Origin of the sequence: Paucilactobacillus kaifaensis, assembly GCF_005405145.1 — a bacterium.
Classification (GTDB): Bacteria; Bacillota; Bacilli; order Lactobacillales; family Lactobacillaceae; genus Paucilactobacillus; species Paucilactobacillus kaifaensis.
The window spans coordinates 25,918-52,467 of the sequence record NZ_BJDM01000012.1; the positions used below are offsets into that span (position 1 = coordinate 25,918).

The 26,550-nt window shown below is 37.5% G+C and carries 26 protein-coding genes; 19 read left to right on the plus strand and 7 right to left on the minus strand.

The features are described from left to right. The first annotated feature begins 85 nt into the window (after positions 1-85). Positions 86-2,524 carry a YhgE/Pip domain-containing protein gene (locus FFM51_RS06075; protein WP_137597774.1) on the plus strand — a complete coding sequence of 813 codons (2,439 nt, stop codon included), beginning with the start codon at positions 86-88 and terminating at the stop codon, positions 2,522-2,524. Positions 2,525-2,779: 255 nt separating this feature from the next. On the opposite strand, the gene thiD is transcribed toward FFM51_RS06075, so the two are convergent. From thiD to FFM51_RS06090, 3 genes are all read right to left on the minus strand, one after another. Next, positions 2,780-3,589, minus strand: coding sequence for a bifunctional hydroxymethylpyrimidine kinase/phosphomethylpyrimidine kinase (gene thiD, locus FFM51_RS06080; RefSeq protein WP_137597750.1), 810 nt, complete (start codon positions 3,587-3,589; stop codon positions 2,780-2,782). A 121-nt stretch (positions 3,590-3,710) separates the two neighbouring features. After that, positions 3,711-4,145, minus strand: a complete 435-nt coding sequence (locus FFM51_RS06085; RefSeq protein ID WP_137597751.1) for a VOC family protein — start codon at positions 4,143-4,145, stop codon at positions 3,711-3,713. A 33-nt stretch (positions 4,146-4,178) separates the two neighbouring features. Continuing rightward, a complete protein-coding gene (locus FFM51_RS06090; protein ID WP_137597752.1) occupies positions 4,179-6,965 on the minus strand; it encodes a cation-translocating P-type ATPase in 2,787 nt (928 codons plus the stop codon). A gap of 287 nt (positions 6,966-7,252) precedes the next feature. On the opposite strand from FFM51_RS06090, the gene FFM51_RS06095 reads away from it, so the two are divergent. The 14 genes from FFM51_RS06095 (at position 7,253) to FFM51_RS06160 (ending at position 19,742) form a co-directional block, all read left to right on the plus strand. Continuing rightward, positions 7,253-7,870: a LysE/ArgO family amino acid transporter gene (locus tag FFM51_RS06095; protein WP_137597753.1), complete on the plus strand. Its 618-nt coding sequence runs from the start codon at positions 7,253-7,255 to the stop codon at positions 7,868-7,870. A 106-nt stretch (positions 7,871-7,976) separates the two neighbouring features. Next, entirely contained in the window at positions 7,977-8,609 is a 633-nt protein-coding gene (locus FFM51_RS06100) for a quinone oxidoreductase family protein (protein WP_137597754.1), read from the plus strand. 212 nt (positions 8,610-8,821) lie between these two features. Continuing rightward, entirely contained in the window at positions 8,822-9,301 is a 480-nt protein-coding gene (locus tag FFM51_RS06105; protein WP_137597755.1) for an isochorismatase family protein, read from the plus strand. A gap of 15 nt (positions 9,302-9,316) precedes the next feature. Then, positions 9,317-9,763 carry a GNAT family N-acetyltransferase gene (locus FFM51_RS06110; RefSeq protein ID WP_137597756.1) on the plus strand — a complete coding sequence of 149 codons (447 nt, stop codon included), beginning with the start codon at positions 9,317-9,319 and terminating at the stop codon, positions 9,761-9,763. A gap of 269 nt (positions 9,764-10,032) precedes the next feature. Beyond that, entirely contained in the window at positions 10,033-11,724 is a 1,692-nt protein-coding gene (argS, locus tag FFM51_RS06115) for an arginine--tRNA ligase (protein WP_137597757.1), read from the plus strand. Positions 11,725-12,104: 380 nt separating this feature from the next. Next, the gene (locus FFM51_RS06120; RefSeq protein ID WP_137597758.1) at positions 12,105-12,581 is read left to right on the plus strand and encodes an arginine repressor; all 477 of its coding nucleotides are present in this window, start codon (positions 12,105-12,107) and stop codon (positions 12,579-12,581) included. A gap of 216 nt (positions 12,582-12,797) precedes the next feature. Continuing rightward, the gene (locus tag FFM51_RS06125) at positions 12,798-14,195 is read left to right on the plus strand and encodes an MFS transporter (protein WP_137597759.1); all 1,398 of its coding nucleotides are present in this window, start codon (positions 12,798-12,800) and stop codon (positions 14,193-14,195) included. Then, entirely contained in the window at positions 14,192-14,632 is a 441-nt protein-coding gene (locus FFM51_RS06130; protein WP_137597760.1) for a MarR family winged helix-turn-helix transcriptional regulator, read from the plus strand. The genes FFM51_RS06125 and FFM51_RS06130 overlap by 4 nt, the downstream gene beginning before the upstream one ends. A 65-nt stretch (positions 14,633-14,697) precedes the next feature. Continuing rightward, the gene (locus tag FFM51_RS06135) at positions 14,698-15,282 is read left to right on the plus strand and encodes a hypothetical protein (protein ID WP_137597761.1); all 585 of its coding nucleotides are present in this window, start codon (positions 14,698-14,700) and stop codon (positions 15,280-15,282) included. 30 nt (positions 15,283-15,312) lie between these two features. Next, complete coding sequence (locus FFM51_RS06140; RefSeq protein ID WP_137597762.1) at positions 15,313-15,531, plus strand: hypothetical protein; 219 nt, start codon at positions 15,313-15,315, stop codon at positions 15,529-15,531. A gap of 262 nt (positions 15,532-15,793) precedes the next feature. Beyond that, positions 15,794-16,408, plus strand: coding sequence for a L,D-transpeptidase (locus FFM51_RS06145; protein ID WP_223875903.1), 615 nt, complete (start codon positions 15,794-15,796; stop codon positions 16,406-16,408). Next, positions 16,401-16,661: a hypothetical protein gene (locus FFM51_RS06150; protein WP_137597763.1), complete on the plus strand. Its 261-nt coding sequence runs from the start codon at positions 16,401-16,403 to the stop codon at positions 16,659-16,661. Before FFM51_RS06145 ends, FFM51_RS06150 begins: the two co-directional genes overlap by 8 nt. Before the next feature lie 229 nt (positions 16,662-16,890). After that, positions 16,891-18,573, plus strand: coding sequence for a 6-pyruvoyl-tetrahydropterin synthase-related protein (locus tag FFM51_RS06155; protein ID WP_137597764.1), 1,683 nt, complete (start codon positions 16,891-16,893; stop codon positions 18,571-18,573). A gap of 68 nt (positions 18,574-18,641) precedes the next feature. Then, positions 18,642-19,742 (plus strand): lactate oxidase, encoded by a 1,101-nt coding sequence (locus tag FFM51_RS06160; RefSeq protein ID WP_137597765.1) that lies wholly within the window; start codon positions 18,642-18,644, stop codon positions 19,740-19,742. A gap of 91 nt (positions 19,743-19,833) precedes the next feature. On the opposite strand, the gene FFM51_RS06165 is transcribed toward FFM51_RS06160, so the two are convergent. The 3 genes from FFM51_RS06165 to FFM51_RS06175 form a co-directional block, all read right to left on the minus strand. Then, positions 19,834-20,295 carry a phage tail protein gene (locus FFM51_RS06165; RefSeq protein WP_137597766.1) on the minus strand — a complete coding sequence of 154 codons (462 nt, stop codon included), beginning with the start codon at positions 20,293-20,295 and terminating at the stop codon, positions 19,834-19,836. 44 nt (positions 20,296-20,339) lie between these two features. After that, positions 20,340-21,665, minus strand: a complete 1,326-nt coding sequence (locus FFM51_RS06170) for a replication-associated recombination protein A (protein WP_137597767.1) — start codon at positions 21,663-21,665, stop codon at positions 20,340-20,342. 78 nt (positions 21,666-21,743) lie between these two features. Further along, a complete protein-coding gene (locus FFM51_RS06175; RefSeq protein ID WP_137597768.1) occupies positions 21,744-22,238 on the minus strand; it encodes a MarR family winged helix-turn-helix transcriptional regulator in 495 nt (164 codons plus the stop codon). Between the two features lie 121 nt (positions 22,239-22,359). Here FFM51_RS06175 and FFM51_RS06180 point away from each other — a divergent pair, with 121 nt between their 5' ends. From FFM51_RS06180 to FFM51_RS06195, 4 genes are all read left to right on the plus strand, one after another. After that, on the plus strand, positions 22,360-23,301 hold the full coding sequence (locus FFM51_RS06180; RefSeq protein WP_137597769.1) for a quinone oxidoreductase family protein: 942 nt from the start codon (positions 22,360-22,362) through the stop codon (positions 23,299-23,301). A gap of 119 nt (positions 23,302-23,420) precedes the next feature. Beyond that, a complete protein-coding gene (locus tag FFM51_RS06185) occupies positions 23,421-23,987 on the plus strand; it encodes a TetR/AcrR family transcriptional regulator (RefSeq protein WP_137597770.1) in 567 nt (188 codons plus the stop codon). A gap of 92 nt (positions 23,988-24,079) precedes the next feature. After that, positions 24,080-25,459: a class II fumarate hydratase gene (locus tag FFM51_RS06190; protein ID WP_137597771.1), complete on the plus strand. Its 1,380-nt coding sequence runs from the start codon at positions 24,080-24,082 to the stop codon at positions 25,457-25,459. A 33-nt stretch (positions 25,460-25,492) separates the two neighbouring features. Then, positions 25,493-26,371, plus strand: a complete 879-nt coding sequence (locus tag FFM51_RS06195; RefSeq protein ID WP_137597772.1) for a LysR family transcriptional regulator — start codon at positions 25,493-25,495, stop codon at positions 26,369-26,371. Positions 26,372-26,458: 87 nt separating this feature from the next. Here the strand turns inward: FFM51_RS06195 and FFM51_RS08965 are convergent. Beyond that, a partial coding sequence (locus FFM51_RS08965) for an IS3 family transposase (protein ID WP_137597773.1) occupies positions 26,459-26,550 on the minus strand: 92 nt, incomplete at its 5' end.

Consider the following 26,550-nt stretch of genomic DNA (forward strand, 5'->3'; position numbering starts at 1 on the left):
CATGAGTGTATATTGTTTACTGAATATTATGGATAAAACCAATCGATAATTTAGAATTTTTAATATAGGAGTGGGTAGATTGAAAATGATTAAAGGTGAGTTCAAATTTATTTTTCACAATAAGTTGATTATGTTATCAACAATTGTGATTATGATAATTCCGTTTTTATATAGTATTTTCTTTTTGAAATCTGTATGGGATCCATACGGCAATACTGGTGATTTACCAGTTGCGGTGGTTAATGAAGACCAACCAGTTCAATATGAAGGTAAGACCATGAACGTTGGTAAGCAGACCGTGCAGGAATTAAAAAAGAACCATCAACTAGGATGGAAGTTTGTTTCAAAAGAAAAAGCTCAAAGTGGATTAAAAAATCGTAAATATTATACTATCGTTACGATTCCAGCAGACTTTTCGAAAAATGCAACTACAGTAATGAGCACCCAACCTAAAAAGATGCATTTGACTTACAAAACAAATGATTCTCTTAATTATATTGGTGAAGTTATCAGTGATATGGGTGCTAAACAGTTAAATACTCAAATTCGTGAGCAGGTAACTAAGGCTTATGCAAAGGCTGTTTTCGCGCAACTAAAGACTGTTGGTGCCGGAATGAAGTCTGCAGCAAAGGCAGAAACCCAGTTGCACGATGGTACGGTGACACTTAATGATGGGTTAAATATTTATGCGGTGGGTGTCAATCAAGTAAATGATGGAGTTCAGACACTTAAGGTTAGCGTAGTTCCATTATCTAATGGAATTAGTCAATTAGCTAATGGTGGGGGCACACTTGCAACTGCACTGCAAACATATACAAATGGTGTTGGACAGGTTAATGGCAGTGTTGGCCAGGCTAGCAGTGGTAGCCAGTTAATGACACAAAAAGTGCAAGAGTCTGCGTCTCAGTTGAATGAACAACTAAGTTCTAGCAAGCTAAATCAGCTAGAACAAGTAAAGAAAGCATTGAGTACTTTAGCAACAATGTCAGAAGAAATTTCAAGTGGCTCAAACACTGAAATTAATAGCTTGACTGACAATATAACGACAATTGGAAATAATACTCAAGCTAGTGCAACACAATTGAATGACATATATAAAAACGTGTTTAATGCGGATGATACAGCAAGTGCAGCTGGACAATTATCGCAGGCGGGAACATCCTTAAAAGATCTGCAGTCAGTTTTAAATAGCGATGAATTTAAACAAATTGCGGTCACAGATCCGGCAACAGCGAAGAAAATTGTAGATGATGTTAATGCTATTGGTACAAACGTCACCAATGCTGGGACTAAGTTAACTGCAGGTGGTCAGTCATTAATCGCTATGAAAGGTAATCTGACTGAGTCAGGTTCAGCGCTTAAATCTATCCAGAGTATGCAAACTCAACTTACCAGTTTGCAAGCACAATTGAAACAAGTTCCAACGGTGCTAAACGGTGGATCTCAAGCGATAGATGAATTGGAAAATGGCTTATTAACAGTTCAGTCAGGCTTAAATCAGCAAGGTAATACAACTTCAACTATGGGGTTACTCCAAGCTTCACAAACTTTAAGCTCAGGGTTACAACAAATTCAATCTGGTACTCAACAATTAGCTAATAATTCTTCAGCAATTAACAATGGGGCTGGCCAATTGAGTTCTGGATTGGGCGAGTTAAATTCTAAGGTACCTACTTTAACTAGTGGAGTTAATCAGCTGGCAGATGGAACACAACAGCTAGTTGATAATTCTGGTCAACTGACAGACGGAGCAACGCAGCTAGCTGATGGTTCCGGGCAATTACAAACAGCTTTAGTATCGGGATCTAAGAAGGTCAACAGTATTCATCCAACTAGCAATACGGCTAACATGTTTGCTGCACCATCGAATTTGAATCATGAATCATATAGTCACGTATCTAACTATGGTCATGCATTGGCACCATATGTTTTATCAGTTGCGTTATTCGTTGGTAGCTTGGTCTTTAACTTTGCTTATCCAATTCGTAAAGTGGCAATGCTAGGTAGGACACCAAAAGAGTGGTTTGCTAGTAAGGTAACTGTTGGTGGGATCGTCGCCGTAGGAATGGCAGTGATTGAAACTGGATTGATGATGGTGGCAGGATTGGATGCCAATCATCCAGCACAGATGTTCTTCGTAGCAATTATGTTCTCCTTGGCTTCTATGTATATTATCATGTTTTTATCGATGACATTCGACAATCCTGGCCGATTCGTAGCAATGGTATTGTTAATGTTGCAGTTAGGTGGTTCAGGTGGGACTTTCCCGATGGAAATTACCAATTCATTCTTTAATGCAATTCATCCATGGTTACCGATGACGTATTCAATTATGGGCTTTAGAGAAGCGCTAACTTCTGGCTTGGGTTCACAAGTTGTTTGGCAAGCCGGGGGTGTTCTACTAATATTTGCATTAATAGGACTGGGATTACTGTTACCAAGCATGATATTACTGCAAAAACTTAGTTGGCATGGTAAATCACAATTAGATAATAATCAAAAATTACAAGATATTGAAAAATAAAGGGTTAGTGAATGCGGGCGTCTAGATATGTTGCCTTACTAACACGTTTTGGATCAAATTAGGATCGATACTTGTTGAATTACAAGCAACTACGATTTTGAAATTAGATAGCAAAAAATATAGCCGGCTTTCTTCATTTTTTTTGAAGAAAGCCGGCTATATTTTTAGTTTTGTGATAATTCTGGTGTTTTCGTAACAATCCAAATTAAATTCTATTAATTACTATTATAGCTTCTTATTGGCGTTTACAAGCAACTAAGCTTTTTGCCCCGCCCAATGATTAATTGGACCAAATTTATGACCAACTTGGATGGAATTAGCGATTGAAACATGGACGACTTTTTTAGCAATTCGAATTGCGTTCTCAACTGAGTTTCCTTTAGCAAGTTCAGCGGCAATCACAGCAGAGAAGGTATCGCCAGTTCCGTTTACTCGATTTGTTTCAATGTAAGCCTCTTTAAGCCAAAAACTAGAGCCATCCTCTAAAAGGACATAGTCATCAACTGTTTTACGATCATTAGTGTGATGTTGACCCTTGATAACGATATTTTTAGCGCCCATTTGTTGCAGTCTAACTGCACCTGTGACAATTTGTTCTGGAGTAGTTAAATCCGATTCGGTTAATTTCTGAGCCTCAAAAAAGTTGGGTGTAATAACAGTAGCAAGAGGGATGATTTTTTGCTTAAATTCTTCGTAGGCGGCTTGCTCCATTAGCATTGCGCCATGTTTTGTACTAATTACAGGATCAACCACTAATGGACCAAAATTAACTTGTTGATAGCAATCCGCAACTGTATCCATAACTTCCACGTTCGCAAGCATCCCAGTTTTAGCAGCTTTAATATCAAAATCGGCTGCTAGGCTGTTAAATTGTTGCTTAATAAATTCAAGCGGGACGATGTGAGCAGCATCAATTCCATATGAATTGCCGGCTACGGCAGAGGTTAGTAATCCCATACCATATACATTTGAAATAAAAAAAGCATGTAAATCAGCGGGCATGCCAGCGCTACCATCAGAATCATTGCCTGCAATTGTCACAGCTTGAACTTGTTCGTTTACCATCCACATCACCATTTTAACCTAACTATTTTTTGTTTAATTCTACCACCGAACCAGTTGATGAACAGCTAAATTTTAAAAATAAAAACAGATTACTTTAATAACCTGTTTTTGTATCATACAACTATTCAATTACTAACATATCGTTATCATCAAATTGCCAATCTTTTGAGTAAGCAACTTCCCAATAATACCCATTGGGATCGCTAAAGTAGCCACTATAGCCACCCCAGTCACCCCAGACAGGTTGTTTAATTAATTGGGCCCCGTTAGCTAAGGCTTTTTTAAAAATAAAATCAACCTCTTCTTTGCTTTTAGCATTAAATGCGTGGGTGACGCCGTTGAAAGATTTAGGAAATGGATGTTCAGTTGCATTTAAGCCGATATCCTTTAATAGTTCACTGTATGGAAATAGTTCCAACTTAGTACCAGTATTATTGAAGAACACAATTTCGTTTGCGTGTTCATCATTTGGTTCAACAAATCCGATTGCACGATAAAATTTACGTGATTGGGCTAGATCTTGAACACCTAAGCAGATTAAATGAATACTATTCATGAGTTAACCACATCCTTTATATTTGCTTTTACCTTACCATATTTCTGTCTTGAAGACTTCCTTTAACCCGGATAAAACAAAGGTTGGCAACGCAGGGAGGAAGATAACGATTAAGTACACTTCCCAACTAAGTGGGCTGGTTCCCATTAGTGTGTTAAAAAATGGTAGGACGGTTATCGTTAGAGAAGAAATCCCTGCAAAGAGCACCGTGGCAATTAAGTACGGGTTACTGAATGGATTTCGGCGGAATAAAGTCCGAGAACTACGGGCATCAAATACGTGCCAAAGCTGTCCAAAAACCAGTGTCAAGAAGGCCACCGTTTGTGCTTCGTTTGGTTGCATACCAGCTTTTGCTGCCCAGTAAAAGGCGATAAAAACTGCAAAGCCCATTACGAACCCGCGAATTAAAACTCGTGATAGTAAGTGGTTGGCAAGGACGGATTCATTGACGTTTCTGGGCTTAACAGACATGATATCATGTTCTGGGTCATCATACCCCATTGCAAACGACGGCATAGAATCACTGATCATGTTGACCCATAACACCATAATTGTAGTTAAAGTGGGTGTAAGTTCTGATATATTTCCAATGGGTTGAGTGATTAAAAAAGTACCCAATAAAATGGATAATACTTCAGCAACGTTGGTCGTCAATTCTTGTCGCATGAAATTTTTAATATTGGCAAAGATAGTTCGTCCGGCTGCTACCGATTTTTCGATTGTGGTGAATTTATCATCCAATAAAATTAAATCAGCGGAGTCCTTGGTAACTTCAGTACCGTTAATTCCCATCGCGATGCCAATATCTGCAGCACGCAGAGCGGGGGCATCATTAACGCCATCACCAGTCATAGCGACTACTTGATCGTTTTTTTGCAGCGCTTTGATAATTCTTTGTTTATGCTCAGGGGAAACTCTAGCATACACTCGAACACCAGGTGCCATTTCAAATAGTTCTTCATCAGTTAATTGTTCAATTTCTCGTCCTTCAACGACAGGCGCTTGATTATCTTTAACAATTCCTAGGCGATAGGCGATCGCTCTGGCAGTAGCGGCATGATCACCGGTAATCATCACGACTTCCACTGATGCTTTGTGTAGGGTGGCAATTGATTTTTGAACCTCAGGACGTGGTGGATCGATAATTCCAGCAACTCCTAGAATCGTTAAATCTTGCTCTAGCTCTTCTTGTGTAGCATGTAAAGCTTGTTCTTCAGTTATCTCTCGTTTGGCTACTGCAATTGTTCGTAAAGCATCATTAGCATAGTTTAATACTTGCTGTTCAAGTAGTTCCTTTGATTCATTAATCGGAACTAAACGGTTATTCAAAATGGCTTTTTTAGCATGGTTAATGATGACATCAGGAGCACCTTTGGTTAATAATTCATATCGTTGACCGATCTTTACAACAGTACTCATCATTTTACGAGTACTTTCAAATGGTAGTACCCGTAAAATATCACAATCTTGGTCACCGGTTTGGCTTAACAACTGATCTCGTGAAATATTAACTTTCCGACCCAATACGACTAACGACACATCGGTTGGGTTTCCCAATGGAGCGTAATTTCCATTTTCATCACGCTGGATTTGAGCCTCATTATTCAAAACAGCACTTTGCAAAAAGGGAATAAAGTCATTTTGACTAACGTTTTTACCATCTTTAACCGAATTAATTTCGCCTACGGGATCATAACCATTACCATCGACCGCAAAATTAACGCCATTGGCAAAAAAACGAATAACAGTCATTTCATTTTTGGTCAATGTTCCAGTTTTATCAGAGGCGATGAAAGTGGTTGCTCCTAGTGTTTCCACACTGCTTAATGACTTAATCAGGCCCTTATTACTTGCCAGTACTCGTGCGCCAATTGTTAAAACAATTGAGAGGACAACTGGTAATGCATCGGGAATGGAGGCAACTGCCAGGGCAATCGCTCCAGAAATATTGTTCATTAAACCGGTTACTGTGATCATACCGGTATTAAGGTATTCTTTAACTAAATCATAGACGATTGCAACAGTTACGACTAAAAAGGCTGCAATCATTAGCCGTTTAGTGAGGTCGCTAACAGTCTGTTCAATAGGTGTTTTTGTATGTTTAGTTTGTTGTAGTAAGTCAGCAATTTTTCCGAGTTCAGTGTTCATTCCAGTAGCGGTAACAACACCGATCCCACTGCCGTTAACCACAGTTGAACCAGAAAAGCCCATGTTGGTACGATCACCTAACTCAGTTTCTTCAGGCAATACGTCACGTGTTTTTTGGACTGCATCCGATTCGCCAGTTAAGTGCGATTCATTAACTTGTAATTCATTAACTGATAGCCAGCGAAGGTCGGCTTCAATGAAATCACCCATTTTGACGTCAACGATATCGCCTGGAACCAACTGATCAGCATCGATTTTTTGCCATATGTCGTCACGCAAAACGTTTGTTTGATGACGTGAGATGGAACTCAGAGCATCAAGTGATTTTTGTGCTTTCAATTTTTGCCAATAAGTAAGGCTAGAATTAACTAAGATGACAATGAAAATTACAAGCCCTTCGTATATCGCATTCATACCGTGAGCATAGTCATTTTTAACCCAAAAATCATAACTGGCACTAATGAGGGTCAATCCAATGGCAATCCATAAAATAATCACAATTGGTTCTGTGAGAGACCGGAGAAAAACTTTCCATGCAGGTTCTCGTTGCTCGTGTTGAATTTCATTATGGCCATATTTTGTGAGTCTGTTGTTAGCTGACGTGGTTGTTAGACCATTATGCCGAGATGTATCTAATTGCTTAACTACGTCTTGGCGGTGATTTGAGTACATGGCAGATTCCTCCTTGGCTAATTGGTCAGTTAAACGTTCATACATAACAAAAACGTTATTATAAACATAATTATTTCAAACAATTATGCCGTAAGTCAACCAATACGCTATGCAGGTTAATTATTAATTTAATTAGTTACAATGAACTACATATTTAATTTAAGTGAGCCATTCTTGTGCCTAAAAAATAGTGTATAATAATTTCGTTGATTATAGTGAGAATGAAGGATTTATGACTATATTATGTGCAAAATCTGGACCAATATATCTCAGTAAGGAAAATAAAAATGTTAAATACCTTGTTTAAAGGACTGTTATTTGGAATTGCCTATATTGCACCAATTGGCTTACAAAATTTATTTATGATTAATACTGCATTGGAACAGCCACGGCGGCGGGCGTTACGGGTGGCATTGATTGTGACATCATTTGATATTTCGCTGGCCGTTGCATGTTTTTATGGCATTGGAAAGCTGCTTCAAATATACCCGTGGTTGGAACTAGTTGTGTTGGCAATTGGCAGTATTATCGTGATGTATATCGGGATAACGCTGCTGCGTTCGCAGGAACAAAGTACGAGTAATGATAAAAGAGATCATCGTTTTAGTTATAAAAGTGCAACTTTATCGGCATTCAGCGTTGCTTGGTTAAACCCGCAGGCATTGTTAGATGGAACGATGTTGTTAGGTGCGTTTCGGGTTTCATTAGCGGTTGGTGTTCAAAATTATTTTATTTTAGGAGTAGCAGTGGCATCGGTAATTTGGTTTATCAGTTTAACCACAGTCGTCTCAATTTTAAAAGACCGATTTCAACCGCGTTTTCTCGTTTTATTAAATCGAATTTGTGGCATTATCATTATTGGTTATGGAATTAAATTACTAGTTACTTTTTTTCAAAAGATTTAAAAAGGACTTGAAAAAGTCCTTTTTTGTTAGCAAATATTAGTATTCTGATTTTATGCTTTGAGCACTGCTCGCTAAAATAGAATCAAATTTAGCAGAGGTGAAAAGCATGAAGAGAATAACACAAAATAGTTTTACGGGAATCGAAGCATTGACAATAACGGAAACAGCTCCACCAATAAAAACACCATTTTCTGCGATTATCGAAAATAAATATACGCCAGTTTTACCGTGGGATTGGCTTAGCGAGAAAGGGCAACTTCAATCTATTCACCCAGTTAACTTACCAACTACAATTGGATTTAGTTTTGCTGGCATTGTCAGAGAAGTCGGCTTATTGCGTAATACAAACTTAATTGGTAAGGCTGTGTTTGGAGCAAATCCAGGGGGGACAGCAGGTGAACTTGTAAACTCACAAATTCCACCACTATTATTTGAGATTCCCACAGGAGTTGATTTACAACAAGCAGCGACAATTATTGGTGGTGCTGATACTGCTTGGCATGCAGTTAATGATGTTTTACATGTTAATCAAAATGATCATATATTAATTATTGGTGCTTCAGGTGGTGTAGGACAATATTTGCTCCAGTTAAGCAAATTGCATAATGCAACTATAACTTCGGTTGTCTCGGAATCAAGCCAGCAATTTGTAGTTAAATTAGGCTCAGATGAAGTTGTTGTATATGACAATAACTTGGAAAATCAGCTAAACAAATTTAATAGCACAGATTGTTATTAATCAAAATTTGATGATGAAAATATTGATAACATGGATAATGGTTTGGGGGACTAAAGTAGTATTAGTTATTTTAATCCTAGCACTTGCTTTTGCTCATTATAAATACAAATGGTGCCGGTTAAAATGATAAATATTTTTTTGTTAAGCTGGTTTCATCGCTTTCAGGAGTATAATAAGAAGAAATCAAGGCTTGTGGTTGGAGGAGACATTTTATGAATGATGTACTGATAGTGGTGGACGTACAAAAGGGTCTTGCGGATATTCCTGATTTTGATAATTTTGTGACTAAAATTAACAGGCGGATCGAAGAATATCGTAGTGCAGGAAAACAAGTTATTTTTGTACAGCATAGCGATGAAGATATGCCATTGAATAGTAATGAATGGAAATTTGCTAGTAAACTGGAAGTTAATAAAGATGATGTGGTAGTCCATAAAACATTTGCTGATTCATTTCTTAAAACTAATTTAGCTGAAATTATGAAAAAAAATGGTTATACTAATTTTGAAATTTGTGGAGCTCAAATTGAGTATTGTATTGACACTACAATTCGCGTAGGATTCCATTTAGGATACCAAATTCGTGTTAAACATGATTTAGTTGGTACTTTAAATAATAATCTAATGACTGCTGATCAGATTAAGCAACATCATGAACACATTTGGCAAGATCGATTTGCTAAGGTGTTTTAAAAACAGGAGATTAAAATGAATTTTATCTGTAAACCATTTGAACAGCTCAGTACGATGGAACTATTTGAAATATACCAAGCTCGAACGGCGGTTTTTGTTGTTGAACAAAACTGTGCCTATCAAGAAGTAGATTATGACGATTTGAAATCATATCATGTATTTGCTCGTGATGAACAGGGTGGCATAATTGCGTATGCACGATTGATCCCATCTGAAAATGGGAATGCTAGACTAGGTCGGGTGCTTGTAAGTGAAAAATATCGGCATCAGGGAATAGCAAAAGAATTAGTGACCTCAGCGATCATCCAGGCAAAAAAATTGTTTCCGATGATGCAGAATTTAAATATCCAAGCACAATATTACTTACGTGATTTTTATGGTAGTTTTGATGCACAAATCGTATCTGAACCGTATCTGGAAGATAATATTAAACATGTTGACATGGTAATAGGTGTAGGATGACTTGTTTTTGGACCGGATTTTGGTATAATACATTGGTGTTGTAAATCTCAATCATGGAAAAGTAGTAGTTGGATTTATTGTGTTAGCGAGCTTACGATGGTGAAAGGTAAGTCACAAAAGTCAATGAAGCGTGTTTTCTAGAGATCAGTTAAATAAATTTGAGTGGATCAAAATCAAGTAGAGTGGTACCGCGGGAAATCTCGTCTCTTATAAGTTCAATTTGAACTTGTAAGGGGCGTTTTTGTTTTCGCACGATTAAGGAGGAAATTATGAATTCAAAACAACAAGTGGTCGATGCATTAATCCCTGTATTGCCAGATACAATGACAAAAGATGAAATTGAAATGAAAATTGAACGGCCAAAAGATAGTGACAATGGTGACTATGCTTTTCCAACCTTTTTCTTAGCTAAGGAACTGCATAAAGCACCACAAATGATTGCTCAAGAGTTATTGCCACAAATCGATCAAAGTAATTTTGAACAAGTAGTGATTGCTGGACCTTATATCAATTTCTTTTTGGATAAAGTACAAGTGGGAGCTGCAATCTTAGATGAGGTGTTAACAGATCCAGCTAACTATGGTTCATCTGATTTAGGAAATGGTGGCAATGTGCCAATAGACATGTCTTCACCAAATATTGCTAAGCCGATGTCAATGGGACATTTACGCTCAACGGTGATCGGTAATTCACTTGCCAATATTTTAACTAAGGTTAACTATAATCCTATTAAAATTAATCACTTGGGTGACTGGGGAACTCAATTTGGTAAATTGATGGCAGCCTACAAAATGTGGGGCAGTGAAGAAGAAGTAAAAGCAGATCCGATTAATACTCTGCAAAAGTATTATGTTCGGTTTCACCAAGAAGATAAAGAAAATCCCGCATTAGATGATGATGCGCGTGCTTGGTTTAAAAAATTAGAGGATGGGGATGAAGAAGCAACCCATCTTTGGGAATGGTTCCGATCTGAATCATTGAAATTGTTCATGAAGATCTATGATTTACTTGGCATTGAATTTGATTCGTTTAATGGCGAAGCATTTTATAACGATAAAATGGATGAAGTTGTTAAAATGCTTGAAGATAAGAATCTACTGCAAGAAAGTAAAGGTGCTGAAATTGTTGATTTAGAGAAATATGATCTGAATCCAGCATTAATCAAAAAGACTGATGGTGCTACCCTGTACATCACAAGAGACTTGGCAGCGGCAATTTATCGTAAGCGAACTTACAATTTTGTGCAATCACTATATGTGGTTGGAAATGAGCAACAGAATCATTTTAAACAGCTTAAGGCAGTTCTAAAAGAAATGGGCTTTGATTGGTCAGATAATATTCATCATATTCCGTTTGGCCTGATTACACAGGGTGGCCGTAAGCTATCAACTCGTGAAGGGCACATTATTCTACTAGAAAACGTGTTAAATGATGCAATTGAGCTAGCACGTAAGCAGATTGATGAAAAGAATCCAGACTTACCTAATGATGATGAGGTGGCTAAAGAAGTTGGTGTGGGTGCTGTTGTATTCCATGATTTAAAGAATGAACGGTTAAATAATTTTGATTTTGATTTAGCAGAAGTAGTTCGCTTTGAAGGAGAGACAGGTCCATACGTGCAGTATGCTCATGCCCGGGCGGAAAGCATTTTACGCAAGGCCGGTAAACCAGATTTAAATGATGTGAATAAATCCATTACTGATCCAAATGCATGGAAAGTTATTAAGGCCTTAGGGCAGTATAAGGATATTATCCAACGAGCAGCTCGTGAATATGAACCATCTGTGGTTGCTAAATATGCAATTCAGCTATCAAAGGACTTTAACCAGTATTATGCACATTCTAAGATTTTAGTCGAAGACAATGAAAAAATGGCTAGGTTAACACTAGTACAGGCCGTTAGTGATGTACTGAAATCAGCACTAGCACTGTTAGGCGTAAAGGCACCGGACGAAATGTAAAAAATAGAGTGTGAGCACCCACGGTTTGACTCCGTGGTATAAGTGCAAAAGCCCCTCATCAACTTTGAAGTTGATGAGGGGCTTTTGCACTTATACTTTAGGAGCCAGTGGGTGCGAACACGTTTAGTAAATAAAAATAGGAAGTAATCGATGTTTTAAGTTGAAGAATTTTTTTGTTCTTATACTTTAAGAATCGGTGGTTACAAACGATTTTACTTCATCAAAGTGATCGGTTTGTTTATAAATCTGATTCATAAAAAAGCAAGCTCATATGCACCTAGTTTATGAATCAATATACGTAAATCAACGAAAACTATTAATATAATTCATTTTTTGGTATAATACATGTAATTATTTTGGACAAAGGGGGTAATAGACTAATGAAAAAATCAGTTCGCCAATCAAAAATTGAACAACTTATCAGTCAGTATCCTATTGCAACGCAAGAAGAGTTGATGAACCAGTTAAAAGAAGCGGGGGCTAGCGCTACTCAGGCAACCATTTCTCGTGACATTCGTGAAATGCAAATTGTGAAGAGTGCTGATGGCAATGGCAATTTAAGATATACCATTTTTAAAACTGGCAATAAAAGCGAAGAATCAAGGTTATACAGCACAATTTATGATGTTGTTACCAATATTACTAGGGTTGAATTTATGAATATCATTCGAACATTGCCCAGCGATGGCAACATGTTAGCCGCGATTATTGATGATTTAGGCCTTAAAGAGGTTGCCGGGACGCTAGCTGGTCATGATACTATTTTCGTGATTAGTCCAACGACCAATGTTGCAAAAGACTTCAATAAAAAACTGATGCAATATGTTAATCAAGAACTGTACGTTAATAAAGACTAAATAGAGGCTGGACAAAAACAAAATTTTTGTCCAGCCTAATTAATATTTTTTACTTTTTGTCAGTTATGGTTGTAGTAAAATTTTACTAATGTTTTGGCCTAACTTAACTGTTAACGAATGGTAGAATCGATGCAATAAAAAGTACTACATGATTTTTAATCCTATTTGTTTGCTTAAGCAAATAAATAAGTATATGATACAGTCGAGGTGATAAAAATGTTATCACAAGTTAGACGGTGGTCGGTTTTATCAATTTTAGGGCTATTCTTTTTTATGGTAATTGTTGATGGAAGTATTGTCACGATTGCGATCCCTGATATTGCCAGAGATTTGAATGTTCCCACGGGAGAAACTAACCTAATTATTTCAGTATATCTAATTACAATTTGTGCCACGTTACTTCTTTTCGGGCAATTTGGTGATCAATTTGGCCGTATTCGTATTTTTGAGATTGGAACGTTAATTTTTTTAATTGGTTCATTTTTGGCTGGAGCAGGACATGACTTAGGCTTCGTCTTAATTGGTCGTTTGGTCCAAGGAATTGGTGCTAGCATGACAATGGCTAACAGTTATGCGATTGTGACTGATATCTTTCCAGCTGACCAACTCGGTCGTGCATTTGGTATTGAAGGCATTTTTATTTCACTTGGAGCACTGGCTGGCCCCGGACTGGGTGGCGTTATTTTAGCCAACCTACCATGGGGATATATTTTTTGGATTAACTTACCTTTGGGGCTAATCTGTTTAATTGTTGGCGCACTTATTTATCCCAAAAACATAAAACTCAAAAAGCAAAAAATTGATTGGTATGGGGCAATAACATTGGCATTAGCTGCAGTTAGCTTATATGTGTTAACCATGCAAATCAATGCTAGTTTTATACGTATAGTTTTGCTAGTAATCATCTTTATTGGGTTCAGCTGGTGGTTTATTAATGTCGAGCGAAAAGCCGTACGGCCATTACTGAATTTAACGATTTTTAGAAATGCCATCTTTAGTAAAAGCATTATTATCGCATTTTTAAGCTTTATTGTGTCATATTTTTTCACTATTTTAGCACCACTGTATTTACAATTGGTGCTAAATTATTCAACACAGTTCACAGGATTATTACTAATGATTGCACCAATTATTTCCATCTTTGCGTCCCCGATAACTGGCTACATTTCTGATCATTACAACCAACAGGTGGAAATGACAGCCGGCATGGTGATGCTAATTATTGCACAAATGGCACTATTATTTTTATCAGGTAAGTTTGAACCATATTATTTCATTGCGATATCAGCCTTAATTTCAATTGGAATGGTTACTTTTGGAACTCCTAATAATGTGCTCGTAATGCAATCTGTGCCAGTCAAATTACGCGGGATGGCCGGTTCAACTAATTCGTTGGTTCGAGAATTTGGATTAGTACTGGGGACCACAATCTCGACAATCATTTTTTATCGGGTGCTCTCTTTTTTGAGTCGACATGAGGTTCGCACAGCCATTGGGGTACCAACTACAACGATTATTAATGCACAAAGATGGACATATGCCGTAGGCTTAATATTACTACTGGTAGCACTGATAATTATTATTCACGCAATTAGAAAGGAACTTAAAAAATGAAATCAGCAGACGATTTAGATTTTTACATTCGGACAATTAATACTGTTTCTCACAAGACACGCCTGTATTTGAACAATCGGTTAAAGGATCTAGACCTGACATCTAGTACGTATTTTTTTATTTTAAAAGTAGGTGATAATGGAGAATTGTCGCAAGATCAGTTGTTTAAACTAATTTACTTGAATCCAAGTAACGTAACGCGGCGACTAAATCGGTTAATCAAATTGGGGTATATAAGTAAAGAAAAATCAACCGTCGATGGTCGAAGTAAAATTGTTAAGCTGACAAAATTAGGTTATCAAAAGTATGAAGTACTGACAAAACGGTTACCACAAATCAACAAAGCAATTGTAAGTTCATTAAATCAGGATCAGCTAGTGGCTTTTAATCAGCTAATGTCAAACATGGAAACCGGGTTGGACGAATTGTTAAGCTAAAAGCATATTATTTGCTTAAGCAAATAATTCGAGTATACTACAGTCAGAAAAGGAGAGTGAGTTGGATGCCAAAGTATGTATTAGTAAAGGGTAAACTGGATCATGACTTAACAATTCCTGATAATTTTGAGCTTGTTTCTTCAACAGAACGTGAACGAAATGGTGAACGAGTGCAAGTTGAAAGATACCAACATGGAAAAGATGTGATTCCAAACAACGCACACGTAACACTAGTTTATGGGGAAGATGACCGACTGATTAGCTACAATAATTTTGTAGGTGATATTAATTTAGAATTGCCTGCTGACGATGAATTAGTACAAACTGCAACTGATGTTTGGCACAATTTAGACGCTAAGTATGCCCGTGGATTGCATTTTATGCGGATAGATACATTACAACGTTTTTTTATTGATAATCATGGTGATAGAAATGAATTTGAAGTTTTGTGGGTAAAGTTCGCGCATAATAACGGTTCATATAACTGGGTGACGATTGGACCAGGTGGACAAATATTAGAAGTCGAACGTGAATCACGGTGGGATTATATGCGCTCTAGAAGGGCTACCGAAGAGTGGAACTATGATGCATGGGTATTAGCTCGTGAAGGTAAGGGTCCTCAGCTAGCAGCTCCTGAAGCACTGGCTTAGCTATCAATAAAGAGAATCGAGGTAAAATAAATGAATGATCTCGAATATGAACGAACAATTGAACAACTGGGTAATCTGCGTGAACAGTTACGCCAATTAGAAGATGTCGACTACATGACTGCGACCTACAAGGGTTATAGTTCTAGTGGTTTAACGCTCGATGAAATCACAGATCAAATTACAGAGGTGAATGCGTCAATTAATATTGTGGAAGAAAAGTTAGAAAATGATGCTGAACAATATAAATAGCTAAGAAGTGGGCTTTATTTGCCACCTCATTATTAATTGGATTAGGTTTCAATTAATAGTGGAGTGGTTTTTTTATGGTTCTAATTAATCCTAACCAAAATAATAATATGAAAGTAGTAATAGAAACAAGTTACCTGGTTTATACATCAATTAACGAAAAATAGCGTTATAAAAGCTTTACTGAATCTTACATTGTAAAATTTATGGATAGTTTCTATAATGGTTATGATAGGTTTTTAGTAGTGGGTTAGGTGGGGGAACTTTGAATAGTAGTTTGAAGCATATGTTGCGAGTCGTGTTTGTCTTTTTTGTGTTGACAATTATTTACACGGTTATCCTAGGGACGGTTAATTCAAGAGCACAAAATAAAAATGATCGTCGCGTAAAACAAACGGTGCAAGTGAAAAAAGAAAAGCCCGTAGTAGAACAAATTGATTGGCGTAAATCGTCTGAATCAAAGCCATATCCAGACTGGACTAGTCATCCAAATGCGTGGGTGCGAGTGTCACTGAAAACTCAGCGAGTCTATATCATGGACGGACAGCGCCAGTTATATAAAATGTATGCCTCAACTGGGAGCGGTGGTAGTAATGCTACACCAACTGGTACATATCATATTCAGGCCGAACGTGGGACTTTCTTTTACAACGCTGAAAGTGGTGAAGGTGCCAGAAATTGGGTTTCTTGGAAAGATCATGGAATTTACTTATTCCACTCAGTTCCAACTGATCAGGCAAATCATATAATTAAATCTCAAGCAGATAAATTAGGAAAAAGTGCAGTTTCACATGGATGTGTCAGATTGTCACTTCCTGATTCAAAGTGGATGTACGACACAATCCCAGAAGGAACAAAGGTGGTAATTGATAATGACTAGTTTTTTAGAACACGTAACTGATGATTGCAAAAGCTCCTATCAATATATTAAAAATCATATTTGGTTAGGCGATCTTGTACGGGCTGACATTGTCCTGTTTATGATGTTGATAGGATACAATTTGATTAGCCGATTAGTTGGGTGGTATTCAGTTGGATTTGGCCGAATGATGCTAGCTTTAGTTTTGATGGATTCTTTTTTGTTCTTTGAGCGAGTGCTAGATTATTTTGGCGGAGACGACGAAAACGAATAGACAGCAAAAAAATGTTCTGCGATTTTGCGGGGCCTTTTTTGTTTGAAGTTAATTTCCTAAACCATACTGATTGTTATTATTAAATATTTTTGATACTTTCAAATAGTGATAGTCAATGGTTCCACTTAATATTTTTAAATTAAAGGATGCTAATATGATTTCCAATTTAAGATCTTTTATTAACAATTATCGATTAAGAAAGATAATACCTTACGTATTGATATTGTTAATGGCCATATTAATTCTAATGCCCCAAATTGTGTTACATAGCACGATTGTCGGATCTGATGCAATGTTTCATTTTAATCGAATTTATGATAGTGCTAAACAAATTCAAAATCTTAATTTTAGTTACTTTCAAACTAGCTATGGCTTTCAGCAAAGTGGACGCATTATCAACGGGCTATATGGGCCGTACTTTTCGTATTTGGGAGGAATTTTATTAATTCTAGTACGAACCTGGTATAACTTTGAAATTGTGACCACGTTATGTATTTATGTGCTTGGTGGAAGCGGAATGTACTTGTTAGCGCGATATGCGCATTCTTCAAATAAAAATGCACTCTTTGTGTCGTTGTTATTTATGAGTATTGGTTGGTTACCCAGATGGGGATTAGCACAGAATTTTAATGCATGGGGTGCAGCATTGGCACCATATGTTTTAATTTGCGCAATTCACATGATTCAAAATCGGCAACGACCAATTAAAATAATTCCACTAGCATTAATTATGGCCATTATCATCCAAACTCATATTTTAAGCAGTATTATTTTTATTACGGTATTGATTCCTTTTTTTATCGTTGGATGGTTACGGGCAGATAAAAAAATACGAGTATGGCGTGATTTAGGATTGTCTATGTTGCTTACCGTAATGTTGACTGCCAATATTTGGGGTAGTTTCTTAACCATTTTTGCGACTAATCAAATTGCTAAACCAGCACAGTTTAATTTGGCTAATAATGCGTTACAGGTAATGGAATTAAATAATGGTCGCTCACAGTTAGGGATTGTTTGCCTGATATTGTTTACAATTCAAATTATATACGTGTTGTTTAACCGCAATGCTGGTCTAACTAATCGAGTTGTGACGATTGTTGGGACTGTTTTTTTAGTCTTATCATCTGAGCTTTTTCCATGGCGATTACTCCAACGTCAGATTCCTATATTAGAGAATACACTCCAATTTCCCGCGCGGTTGACTATTATGGCTTATCCACTGTTGCTTTGTGGACTGGCGATAACACTGTCACAAGTGATTGTTCACTATCGCCCTAGAACTGGCCTTGTAGTCAGCTTGGCAACTATTGCTATTGTATTTTGTACTGTTCCTAATTTCTTTAATATGGTTGATCGTTCTATGACATTTAAGTCATCTACTGTGTTAAATAGTTGGAAAGGAATCACTCTTCGAACCGATAGTCCACATAAAGTTCGCGGAGCGTTGGAGTCCAGTCATCCTGGGAAGGTCTTTCGATTTGTCGAAAAACGACATCCAGATTATCTTCCCGTTCCTCCTAAGGCAGCAAAGGAGAACTTTAAGCGCACCAAGGCCTACGAAAATCAAGTTATCAAGCAACAAAACAAGTTTAACCATCAAGTTTTGCAGGGTGGAAGAATAAAGCTAACATGGAACGCTGATCAGAAAGGTAAGCGACAATTACCTTTGATTGTCTACAAAGAATCATATATTAAACTAAATGGAAATCAGCTAAAGCATAAAAATATTCGACGAACCAATATTGGGGCTCTAATTGTTAATCAGCAGGTTGGCAAAAACACAGTTGTGATGCGTTTTAGACAACCAGTTACTTTTACGTATTTACTGATTTTGTCGCTTGTGTCATGGATTCTAGTGGCAGTTTTTGGTATTTATAAAATGTGTAAAAAAAATAATACCAAAATCGAGTAAAATCACTTGCTTACTTTTTGTAAGTGAACTATTATTTATTCGTATCTTAATGAAAGAGGGCTTTAATAATGAGTTATCAAGCAAGTAATGATGAAAGAAAGCTTAAGGTTGTTAACTTAGCTTCGTTAGAATCACAAGTTAAACCAAGAATGGAAGCTGGAGCATTTGGCTATATTCGCGGTGGTGCGGAAGATGAATGGACCATGCAGCAAAATACAGAGGCGTTTAAGCATAAGAAGATTTTGCCTCATATCTTGAAGGGTATTGATAATGCTAACTTGCACACCAGTATTTTTGGTATTGATTTGGATACTCCAGTGATTGAAGCACCATCGGCTGCTCAAGGGCTAGCCCATGAAAAAGGAGAGGTTGACACTGCTAAAGGAGTTGCTGCTGCAGGTTCGATTTTTTCAATTAGTACGTATGCAAATACTAAAATTGAAGATGCAGCAGCTGCTGCACCTAATGCTCCTCAGTTTTTCCAGCTTTATATGAGTAAAGACGATGGTTTTAATAAGTTTATTTTAGATAAGGCTGTTAAGGCTGGTGCCAAAGCAATTATTTTAACAGCTGATTCAACCCTTGGTGGCTATCGTGAAGCTGACGTTCTCAACGATTTTCAATTTCCATTGCCAATGCCTAATCTGGCAGCTTACAGTGATAAAACAGGTAGTGGTGATGGTAAAGGCAAAGGAATTGCTGAAATTTATGCGGCTGCTAAGCAAGGACTAGTGTTAGAAGATATTCAAAGGGTAAAGCAATGGACTAATTTACCGGTTATTGTGAAAGGAATTCAAGCAGCAGAAGATGCTGAAGCTTCAATTCTAGCTGGAGCAGACGCAATTTGGGTGTCTAATCATGGTGGCCGTCAATTGGATGGTGGTCCAGCTTCGTTTGATGTTTTACCAGCGGTTGCCAAAACAGTTGCTAAACGAGTACCAATTATTTTTGACAGTGGTGTTCGCCGGGGTGAACACGTATTTAAGGCGCTTGCTAGTGGTGCGGATTTAGTTGCCATCGGTCGACCCGTAATTTATGGTTTAAATCTGGGTGGGGCTGAAGGTGTTAAATCTGTATTTGACCATATAAATATGGAATTATCGATCACGATGCAACTAGCCGGTACGAAAACGATTGACGCAGTAAAAAATACGACTTTGCTTGATTAAAGTATGATTGAATAAAAAATGGATTGCAGACTTAATGTTTGCAATCCATTTTTTATATAATTAGTAGTCTTAACGTGATTTATTTTCGTTATTAATACGTTCCCTTAATAACGAAAAAGGATCCGCGGATTGTCCCCGCTAGTTTTGAACGCTGTCGGGCAAATTTAAACTTACCTTCAAATTCAACTGGAATATCCATGCCATCCGAAAGCTTGAAACCAACCGCCCGTTTGCCATCTTCTGCTAAACTGTACATCACGTTAACTGAGAGCCCATTTTCGTAAAATACATAGGCCATTCGGGTTTCATCCACTTCAAACGAAGTTACTTCAAGTGCTTTATAAGGGAAATGCATATCTTTTTCTAGCAAAATGGTTTCAATCCATTTTAACGTGGTGGGATCTTCACTAGCAGGGACAGTGATAAATTCATGTTTGTATTTGTTCCAATAATAGCGTGCTTCGTTGGCTCGTAAACCAGCTAGAGCATCTGCAACTGGTGAACTTTCAAGTCCAATGGTGGAAACATCCTTAAAATCTACTTTGTAAGCCATCGTGTTACCTCAATTCATTTTATTTTGCTTCTGATTATATCAGATTATTGATCGTGTTGAGCATGCCAATTTTTGATGTACTCGAGGCGTTGTTTAAAGCGTTGTTCATTACCTTGTTCACTAGGAAAATAGTACTGGTGATCGTCAAGCTCGGGTGGCATTGTTTTCATTGATGTGAGCTTATCTTCAGTAGAATGAGCGTACTGATAATCCTTACCATAACCCAGTTCGTTCATCAGTTTAGTTGGAGCATTCCTGATTTGAAGCGGTACAGGTTCGTTACCAGTTTTTTTAACGTCTTTTTTTGCATTTAACCGCGCTTTATAAACGGAGTTTGACTTTGGTGCTAAGGATAAATAAATTACTGCTTCAGTCAGATGAACGTCACATTCAGGCATTCCAAGAAATTGGCATGCTTGGAAAACGTTAATCGTTAGTTCAAGCGCTTTTGTGTCCGCAACGCCAATATCCTCACTGGCAAACCGAACAAGCCGCCTAGCGATATAAAGGGGATCTTCGCCACCATCCAACATCCGGGACATCCAGTAAATCGCGGCGTCAACATCGCTATTGCGCATCGATTTATGTAGTGCAGAAATGATGTTGTAATGTTCTTCACCATTTTTATCATAGCGCAATGATTTAGTATTGATTAACTGGTTAAGATTTTCTTGCTCAATTGTAACTACGTTTCGATTATGAGCAGCATTTAGGACAACCATTTCAAGTGTATTTAGAGCAACGCGAGCATCACCGTTAGCAAATTCAGCGATTAATTTCAGCGATTCATCATCGATGTTGATAGTTAGTTTGGGAAAGCCGTTTGGATGATTGATTGCATGATGTAAAAGTTCGACAATAGCTGGTACATCTAAAGACTTCAAAACAAATACTTTACATCGTGAGAGAAGGGCAGAATTAATTTCAAACGATGGATTCTCTGTGGTGGCCCCAATCAAAGTGATACTGCCTTTTTCAACGTATGGTAAGAAGGCATCTTGCTGGGCTTTATTGAAACGGTGAATTTCATCGACAAAAACAATTGTTTTTTCTCCCAGTTCACGATTTTCTTCAGCTTCATCCATAATTTTACGAATATCTTTAATCCCACTGGTCACCGCACTAAATGTAATAAAATGAGCCTTTGTTTTATTAGCAATAATACGGGCTAAGGTAGTTTTACCAACGCCTGGAGGACCCCAAAAAATAATTGACGGTAGTTGATCCTGATCAATTATTTCACGCAAAACTTGACCCTTTGCTAGGAGATGATCCTGGCCTGTAAATTCATCAAGTGTCTGTGGTCGGACCCGGTTAGCAAGTGGACTATTTTGTTTGTTCTCATCTTTGAATAATGATTCTTGTTTCAAAATGGATTCCTCCAAACTTTGAATTCGATAATTAAGTTAAATTTACCACTCTCAGAATTAAAAATTTAGCAATAAGCTCTATTTAGGAGCAGTGTTTAAACTATTAATGATTTTAATAGCAGTTTGAATTTCATCGGGTGAAAAATTAGCAAGTGCTTGTTCATTATTTTGTTGTTCCAACTGGTGCATACGTGTGTGTAGCTTTGCCACATACTGACCAATGGTTGTGATTGATAAGTAAACCTCTTTTTTATTATCTGCTTGCTTAGTTTTAATGATTAAATTAGCCCGATTAAGGCGATTAATGTAGCGAGAAAACATGCCTTGTGAAAAGGAAACTTCTGCTTGCAAAGTTTTATAAGGTGTCAGCGGTATATGAAATCCAGCTAGTTTGCTTAAAATTTGCATTTCTGAGTGGGTCATTTTTAAAGATTTAAATTGACGAACCACTTCTGCAGGAATCTCATTGGATAAGTTATTAACGGCAAATTGCCAAAAATCGGTTTTAAACTCCTCATGTTGCTTTTGAGCATTACGAATAGCCTCAAGTAACTCCGCTGTTTGACTAGCCATATTAAAATCCCTCCAAAATTAATTACCGGTAATCTATTGTGTTATGAAATAAACTGAGTATACTAATTATGTATTACCGGTAATTAATATTCAAGTCAAAATTTAAAAAGAGGTTTTAGTAATGAAAGCAGCAGTAGTAAATTCGTTTAATCAGGTACCACAATTTAAAGATTTTGAGACCCCTCAAGTCACTGAAAAAAGTGTATTAATTAAGGTGTTGGCAAGTAGCGTAAATCATCGCGTTCAATCACAGGCAAATGGATCTCACTATACAAGTGACGGTAATTTACCATTGATTCCTGGGTTGGATGGAGTTGGACAGTTGAAAGATGGTAAATTAGTTTATTTTGTTACATCTGATCCAGTTTATGGAGCGTTAGCTGAATATACTGTGGTTGATCGTCGAAGAGTTATTCCACTATCGGCAGGGGTTGATGTTAATGAAGTAGCGGCTTCGATGAATCCGGCTATGTCTTCGTGGATGGCAATTCAGGATCGGTTAGCTGGTAATATTAGTGGTAAAAAGGTATTGGTATTAGGAGCCACTGGTAATTCTGGTAGATTGGCAGTTGAAATTAGTCACTATTTGGGGGCAAAAAGTGTTGTGGCAATTGGCCGCAATCGAGCTAAACTAGCTAGTTTAGGGGCAGAAAAGACGATCTCACTGTTAGATGACGAAAAAGAGTTAAGCCAAGCAATTAAATCAGTGGCGGATGTTGATATTGTACTTGATTATCTTTGGGGGGATGCAGCAAAAAAAGTGTTGACGACGTTATTACCCGCCAGAGCTGATCACAGTCAAGAAATCACATGGATTGAGATTGGTAGTATGGCTGGTGCTGAAATGGCATTACCATCGGCAGCATTAAGATCGGTTAATTTAAAAATGATTGGCAGTGGTCAGGGATCAATTTCACCTAGGATATATCTAAGTGAGTTACCTAAACTTGCACAGCTAATTAGTCAGGGAAACTTCAATGTAGCAGTTGGCGCCTTTCCGCTGGCAGAAGTTGCAAGTAAGTGGAATCAAAAAAGTGATCAACGATTGGTGTTTAATCCTTAGTATTTTTCTCATTATTTTTTGTTCACAAGTGTTTTAACTACAATCAAATTGAGATGTTTGCTAAACTCATTCATACGTTTATAACGTTTAAATGACATAATATTGAGGAGATTAAACTTATGCAACAGGCTAATGAGGTAAACATTATTAATGCAGCGCGGGAATTGATCTATCAAGACGGTTATTCTACCGTTACCATGAGTAAAATCAGGCAACGGGCCGATGTTGATAAAAAAGAACTTGAAAACTATTTTGATTCAAAAAAAGAGGTTGCACTTGCTGTTATTTCACAAATAACGAATTATTGGGACCAGGAACTAAATCAAAATATATTAGCAAAGAAAACGGGCGAACAAGCAATTAGCGCGATGTTTGATTGGATTATTGATTTACACCAACAAAAAGGTGCTAAGTTTTCATACTCGATCAGTAATATTTTGTACGAACTTTATAATGTAAATCATGATTTTGCAGTTCAGATTGATAAATTTACTAGTACTTGGGTGCTGTTGTTATCGACGAAAATAAGTGAACTGCACACAGGAATTGGCAAGGATAACAGTAATTCGCAGGCAAACAATGCAGTTAAGCTACTTGAAAGTACGATGATCATGACCAAAATGACTGGACGCATTGAACCAATCAAAGCAGCGATCCAAGAAATTAAGATTAAACTTAATCTTTGAGAGCTAGACTCAAGAATAAGTCGGGGTTTTATTGCATAAATTGAGTTAATCTTTTATGCTTGTGAGGTAATTAATAATTGGAGGTCAAGACCTTGCAAAATTATCGCACGGAGGAAGATACATTAGGACCAGTTAAAATCCCAGCAGATGCGCTCTGGGGCCCTCAAACACAGAGAAGTCTACAAAATTTTAAGACCGGTGCTAAAATGCCGTTAGAACTAATTAAAGTATTGTTACAATTAAAGAAAGCGGCCGCAGTTGCTAATGAAAACGAAATTACGCTTGTTAAGTCTAATTTGATTATTGCAGCGGTAGACCATTTATTAAAATTAGACGATGCTGAATTGAGAAAAAGTTTCCCACTTGTCATTTATCAAACGGGCTCTGGTACTCAAACCAATATGAATGTTAATGAAGTTGTGGCCAATATGGCTGCCAAGCTTGATAATACGGTTGAAATTTTACCCAACGATGATGTTAATCATGGCCAAAGCTCCAATGATATTTTTCCCACGGCAATGAATATCACCGCAGCAGTTTCGGTTGGTGAACTGGAACAGGTAGTTTCACGATTGATTAATAAATTGGCTGAGAAACAAGATCAGTATTGGCGAGTGGTCAAAATTGGTAGAACTCATCTACAAGATGCGACTCCATTGACTTTTGGTCAAGAAATTAGTGGATGGAAAAGTATGTTGGAGCACGACTTAGGCTATCTCAAGAAATTAGCTAGCACCTTAAATGAACTGGCAATTGGCGGCACTGCAGTGGGAACTGGACTAAATACTTCTCCTCATTTTGCAGAAGCGATTGCTCACGCCATGAGTGTACTTTATGGAATTGATTTTACTGCTGACACTAATAAATTTTATGGTTTAGCCGCGCACTCAGGATTAAACATTGTTCACGGAGCATTGAAGACTTTAGCTAGTGATTTAATGAAAATTGCAAATGATATTCGATTTTTGGCCAGCGGTCCCCGAGCTGGATATGGAGAACTAAACATTCCAGCTAATGAACCAGGTTCTTCAATTATGCCTGGAAAAGTTAATCCAACGCAGGCGGAAGCTGTGACAATGGCAGCGGTAAAAGTAATTGGAAATGATGTGACGATCTCAATGGCTGCCAGTCAAGGCAACTTTGAAATGAATGTATACAAGCCAGTTTTGATTAGTACATTTCTCGAATCTGCTAAACTATTGACTGGAACTATCATTGCCTTCACTGATTTGATGGTTGCTGGAATAACCGTCAATGAGGAACGCATGCAAGAACTTGTTGATTGCTCACTGATGACGGTGACGGCCTTGTCGCCCCATATTGGTTACCATGACAGTGCCAAAATTGCGCAGCAGGCGCAAAAAGATGGCATGACGTTGCGAGAGGCAGCCATTAATTCTGGTATGGTTTCCGCAGATCAGTTTGATCAGTGGGTTGATCCAGTTAAGATGACAAGGATTGACGAAAAATAGGCATTTATTAATTGCACTGGTCGGGGGGTTCTAATGGAAATTAGGTTATTAAGGTATTTCGTAACAATTGCTGAAGAAGGTAGTGTCTCTAAAGCAGCCGAAGTATTGCATATTACGCAACCGACTTTAAGTCGCCAACTGAAGGCGTTAGAAACACAACTTGAAACTGAATTATTTACTCGTAATAAGAACCATTTAAATTTAACTCAGGCAGGGCTGTTTTTAAAAAGTCGGGCTGCTGAAATTTTGGAACTAGCTGACCAAACTGAAGAGGAATTTATTGCGCAGAAACGTCAACTTTTTAGTGGGCATATCTCGATTGGCTGCATTGAGGCTGATAATTCAGACACAATGTCGTTAATGCTGGAAGAGTTTATTGCGGATTATCCAGAAGTGACGTTCAGTATTTACACTGGCACAAGCGATGAAATAGTTGATCGGTTAGACAAGGGATTACTAGATTTGGCGATTCTGTTGGAGCCAATCGACACGGATAAGTATCATAAAATAATACTTCCTAAAGTTGAACGATGGGGCTTGCTAGTATCCAAAGAATCATTTCTGGCTGACAGTAAAGTGGTACAACCGAAAGATTTAGTTGGGATGCCACTATTAATTTCTGGCAGATCAGAGGTTCAAGATTTATTAGAAAAATGGTCGCATAAATCAATTAGTGACATGAATATTATTGGGAATTTTAATTTGAGTTTCAACATTATTTCTTTGGTCGAACGTCAAGTGGGTGCTGCTGTTGCAATTGAAGGTGCTCCCACATATGCGGGGAAAACTAAATTTGTTCCGTTTGAACCAGCAGTGCAAACTAAATGTGTACTAGTCTGGCGTCGGGAACGTGAAACATCACCAGTTGTAAGGGAATTTATTCGTTATTTTAGGCAGAAATTTGAGAAATAAAGTTAAAAAACATCACGGTTAGGAACTGCAACTATTTTTTGAGACAGTCAAATAAAAGCAGATTCTAAAAAGTCATTTTGCTTCCGATTAGGCAACCGATTTCCGGTATTGGACTGGGGATTGGTTGCCTAATTTGGTAAAGATACGAGTATTATTCCAAAATTGGATGTAGTTTTGGA